Origin of the sequence: Microcoleus sp. D2_18a_D3, assembly GCF_036702455.1 — a bacterium.
GTDB lineage: Bacteria > Cyanobacteriota > Cyanobacteriia > Cyanobacteriales > Microcoleaceae > Microcoleus.
The window spans coordinates 1-4,026 of sequence record NZ_JAUBTK010000179.1; the positions used below are offsets into that span (position 1 = coordinate 1).

The following is a 4,026-nucleotide window of genomic DNA, read 5'->3' on the forward strand; positions in this document are numbered from 1 at the left end:
GGGATTTTAAAATCCCAAAAGCCTTTCGACCCCAATTATTTGACTGCTACCCCTTGACAGGTCAAGACAGTATCTACGGTATTTGTGATAATTAACCCGATATAATCTAACTAAATTCACCGCAATCCCCGATCGCGCAACCAAGCATCTGCCCAAATTGTATCGGCCTCTGACAGCGCTGGTATGACTTCCCAGTTGCGATAATCTATCTTCAGGTCGTAACTTGCTATGTCGTAAATTTGAGTGAATAATTCCTGCAAGTTTATGACAGGTTCGGTATCGCCCGATCGCAGCGGTAAAGGAAAGGCAGGCATCGGGTTTTGCAGGTTAAAAGCGTACAAATCTGCTCTGGGACGGCGATTTCCCCGACACACCAAAACGTTATAGTGACTATCAATATTGTTTTCAATAATTGGCATTTTTTGACCGCGCCGCAATAAATCTATTTCTATTAAATGAGTGCGAATACTTAAAATTTCTTCTCGCTTTTCTTCGTACATTTGCCGCCCTTTACCTGTTCGCTTATTCGTAGGCGAGAGAATTTCAATTACTGTTATCAATTCTTTTTCCCCCCTTTCTCTAATTTCTAAATAAGCTTCTAGAAGCGTGTAAGGTATGGGAAGAGTTACTGTGAATGGTTGTGTAAGCGGTGCTGCAACTGCTACGTTTGATGCTGTTGTTTCTGTTGCAGTTTGTGGTTGCATTACAGTTACCTCGGGAATGCCAATGACTGATAAATCGTCGTCAGCCGTTTCATAGATTCTCACTTCCAGCGACACTAAATACTTAGGACGCAGTTGGGGAGATAAAAACCTGAAAATTTCACTAATCAGCAAGTTATGCATCCCAGGCCAGAGTTCGGGATGCTCTAAATACGGATCCATACCGGGAAAGGGAGATGGCATTGATTTGACTCCTTGACTTAAGTCTATTTACAGTTTAGTTGAATATTTGTGGAACAGGCATCTTGCCTGTTCTTGGGCGGGCAAGATGCCCACCCCACAAGACATTTTAATGTTTGGGGAACAGGGCTCTTGCCTATTTTTCGCACTTTTCAACGCTTAAACTTCGATCGGCAATTGTGTTTGAATTGGAACGCTGTTTTCATCCAACACAGACACCGCATTTACGAACACAATTGTATGCGAGACTGCGGGCATTAAGCGGCGCAGTGCATTTAGGTAAGATTCGGCATCGCGGCGGCGGGCGAAACGGGCGACTGTTAACCGCTGACAGTTGGGCAGGTGGCGAATTAGATGCCAAGGTTGAAGTCGATCGCGATATGTCGGTTCTTTTGGTATCATAGGAAAATCCTTCCCACTTTTGTGGGTGGTGAATGAAAGGCGATCGCTCTAGATTTCTCAGGTCCGAGGGCGATCGCTGTTAACTATCTTTATTAAAAGATATGAGCATAGCTGCTGTCAAGCATAAATGGGATTAATTCGATTGCGAGTTCGAGAACTCGCTGAGGAAAAGGGTTGGACGCTGAAAGAAGTCTCTGACAGAACGGGAATTCCCTACAGCACGGTTAAAAAATACGCCCAAGCCCCCAAAATGGCAACGGTGGACTATACGGCTTTGCAGAAACTTGCTGAAGTCTTTGATGTGATGGTGGAAGATTTGGTTGAGGTTTTGGAACGGTAAACTGATTTTTCAACGGGAAAATGGGGTTAATTCGGTTGCGAGTTCGAGAACTAGCCCAAGAGAAGGGTTGGACGCTTAAAGAAGTTTCTGAGCGATCGGGCATTCCTTACAGTACGGTTAGAAGCTATGCCCATTCTCCCAAGCTGGCAACGGTAGATTACACAGCTTTAAACAAAATGGCTCGCGTGTTTGATATTGCGATCGAAGATTTAGTTGAGATTTTGGAAGAGTAGGCTGATTTTTTGCTGGGAATATGGGACGAATTAGGCTGCGAGTTCGAGAATTTGCTCAAGAGAAGGGTTGGACTCTGAGGGAAGTCTCCAACAGAACAGGTATTCCATACACAACAATCGCCACCTATGCCAATTCTCCTGGCATGGCTACCGTTGACTACACAGCTTTGGACAAGATGGCCCGTGCGTTCGATATTGCGATCGAAGATTTAGTTGAGATTGTGGAACAATAAACTGAGGCGTTGCATAATTAGAGTATAAATAGGGGAAATCATTTAATGAATGGTCATAATTGGCGACTACCTGTAACTGGGCTGCGGTTTTTACTTTCTGTGCTGTTGGTGATGGGCATATTTTTTAGGTTCGTCAATATCGACCGCAAATTCTACTGGTTCGATGAAACTTTCACTTCCTTGCGAGTGTCTGGCTACTTAGGGAAATCTGTTAAGGAAGAAATATTCAATGGCCCAGTAATCAGTAGCAAAGATTTCCTGAAATATCAGAGCATTAACGATCAAAAGAACGAAATCGATACGATTAAGGGTTTGGCAATAGAAGAAGGTCAACTGCCACCCTTCTATTTTCTGGTAGCGCGATTTTGGGCTAAATTGTTTGGAACTAGCGTCACAGCAATGAGAAGCTTGCCCGCTCTGATTAGTGTACTACTGTTGCCCTGTGCTTATTGGATTTGCCTGGAATTGTTTGAGTCTTCGATGGTGGGATGGGTAGCAATGGCATTGGTATCAGTCTCGCCAATGCACGTACTGTACGCTCAGGAAGCGCGACCGTATTGTTTTTGGACTGTGTTAACTTTGCTATCTAGTGCGGTTTTGCTGCGAGCTATGCGACTTCAAACTAAGCTGCTATGGGGAATTTATACAGCGATTACCGTAGTAGGAATTTACACTCATTTGTATACTGTACTTGTTTTAATAGCACATGGAATCTATGTATTTGCTATGGAAAAAGTACGAGTAACTAAAACCGTAATTTATTATATACTAGCCTTCTTTGTCTCGTTCATATCAGGTTTGCTGTGGTATTTAACCCTAAAATATTGGCAGCCACCCTCCTCATCCTCTGCTCTAAGCGTAATGAGACCCGAATCCAGAATGCCCTTGATGCCTATAATTAAAAGGTGGATAGGGAATATTAGCCGAATTGTTTTTGATGTAAATCTTGATGCGGTGAGCTCATTCAAAAAGACGCTGCCTCTGATTCCAGTGATTGTATTTGTATTAATTTTATTGGCATATTCGATTTATTTTGTCTGTCGCCACACTTCCAAACCGGTTTACGGCTTCATCTTGACTTTGATTGTTTTTACATCCCTGCCTCTGATGCTGGGAGATTTAATTTTAGGTGGACGGCGGCTCTCAGGCTACGCTCGATATCTACTTCCTACTTATCTGGGTTTGCAGTTGGCTGTGGCTTATTTGCTGACAGCGAAAATAACCTCCACTTCTGTTAATACCTGGCAGCAGAAGTTTTGGAAGCTTGTTGCAATCGGAGTGTTCTCGGCTGGAGTCCTGTCTTGCACCCTCAGTGCTCAAGCAGAAACTTGGTGGAACAAAGGTCTGGATCAAGGCAAGTTCGCTATTCCTATAGCTCACATCCTAAATCAAGCTGACTCTCCGCTGTTGATTACTGATAGTACGTTCGGTGAAGTCATTCCTTTGATCCGTCTGCTCGATCCGAAAGTGGACATTCTGTGGGGAGATACACTTCAGATTCCTAACGGTAACAGGAATTTGTTTGTATTTCTTCCCAGTAAAAAACTCCAAGAGAGGCTTAAAAAACAATACAACTACAACTTAAAGCCTGTTTTCCTTACTTCAGAGGTCAGTTACGAAACGCGGCTTTGGCAACTTACTCATAAGTGAACAGCTATAAGCGGTTCACCTTTTAAATCTCAGAGGCTATCTAAGCAAGTATTGGGTTTCAGGCTCTGAAACACGCAGTTTAAAGGCTAAACAGCTTAGCAATCTTAACAAGAATTACGCAACAACGTAAATGCTGTCATCAGGAACGAAGTGAAGTAACCTCAAATGCTGATTTTTCGGCTCCGGTGCGTAATACCATTTTTTTAAAGATGTGATAGACTTATGTAAGAAGTAAAGGAGCCAATAAAAATGTCTGGTCGCCCTAA

General features: G+C 43.2%; 6 protein-coding genes. 4 read left to right on the top strand and 2 right to left on the bottom strand.

Annotation, left to right across the window (positions count from 1 at the left end; genetic code table 11):
- Nucleotides 1–116 precede the first annotated feature (116 nt).
- A complete protein-coding gene (locus tag QUB06_RS34195; RefSeq protein WP_333439240.1) occupies nucleotides 117–905 on the bottom strand; it encodes a DUF4058 family protein in 789 nt (262 codons plus the stop codon).
- A 156-nt stretch (nucleotides 906–1,061) separates the two neighbouring features.
- Nucleotides 1,062–1,304, bottom strand: a complete 243-nt coding sequence (locus QUB06_RS34200; protein ID WP_333439242.1) for a hypothetical protein — start codon at nucleotides 1,302–1,304, stop codon at nucleotides 1,062–1,064.
- Nucleotides 1,305–1,431: 127 nt separating this feature from the next.
- Between QUB06_RS34200 and QUB06_RS34205 the strand changes: the two genes are divergently transcribed.
- The 4 genes from QUB06_RS34205 to QUB06_RS34220 are packed head-to-tail and all read left to right on the top strand — an operon-like array spanning nucleotide 1,432 to nucleotide 3,760.
- Nucleotides 1,432–1,644, top strand: a complete 213-nt coding sequence (locus QUB06_RS34205) for a helix-turn-helix domain-containing protein (protein ID WP_194063647.1) — start codon at nucleotides 1,432–1,434, stop codon at nucleotides 1,642–1,644.
- Between the two features lie 20 nt (nucleotides 1,645–1,664).
- Nucleotides 1,665–1,877 (top strand): helix-turn-helix domain-containing protein, encoded by a 213-nt coding sequence (locus QUB06_RS34210; RefSeq protein ID WP_333102249.1) that lies wholly within the window; start codon nucleotides 1,665–1,667, stop codon nucleotides 1,875–1,877.
- A gap of 20 nt (nucleotides 1,878–1,897) precedes the next feature.
- Nucleotides 1,898–2,110: a helix-turn-helix transcriptional regulator gene (locus QUB06_RS34215; protein WP_333321820.1), complete on the top strand. Its 213-nt coding sequence runs from the start codon at nucleotides 1,898–1,900 to the stop codon at nucleotides 2,108–2,110.
- Nucleotides 2,111–2,155: 45 nt separating this feature from the next.
- Nucleotides 2,156–3,760, top strand: coding sequence for a glycosyltransferase family 39 protein (locus tag QUB06_RS34220; protein ID WP_333439244.1), 1,605 nt, complete (start codon nucleotides 2,156–2,158; stop codon nucleotides 3,758–3,760).
- Nucleotides 3,761–4,026: the final 266 nt, after the last annotated feature.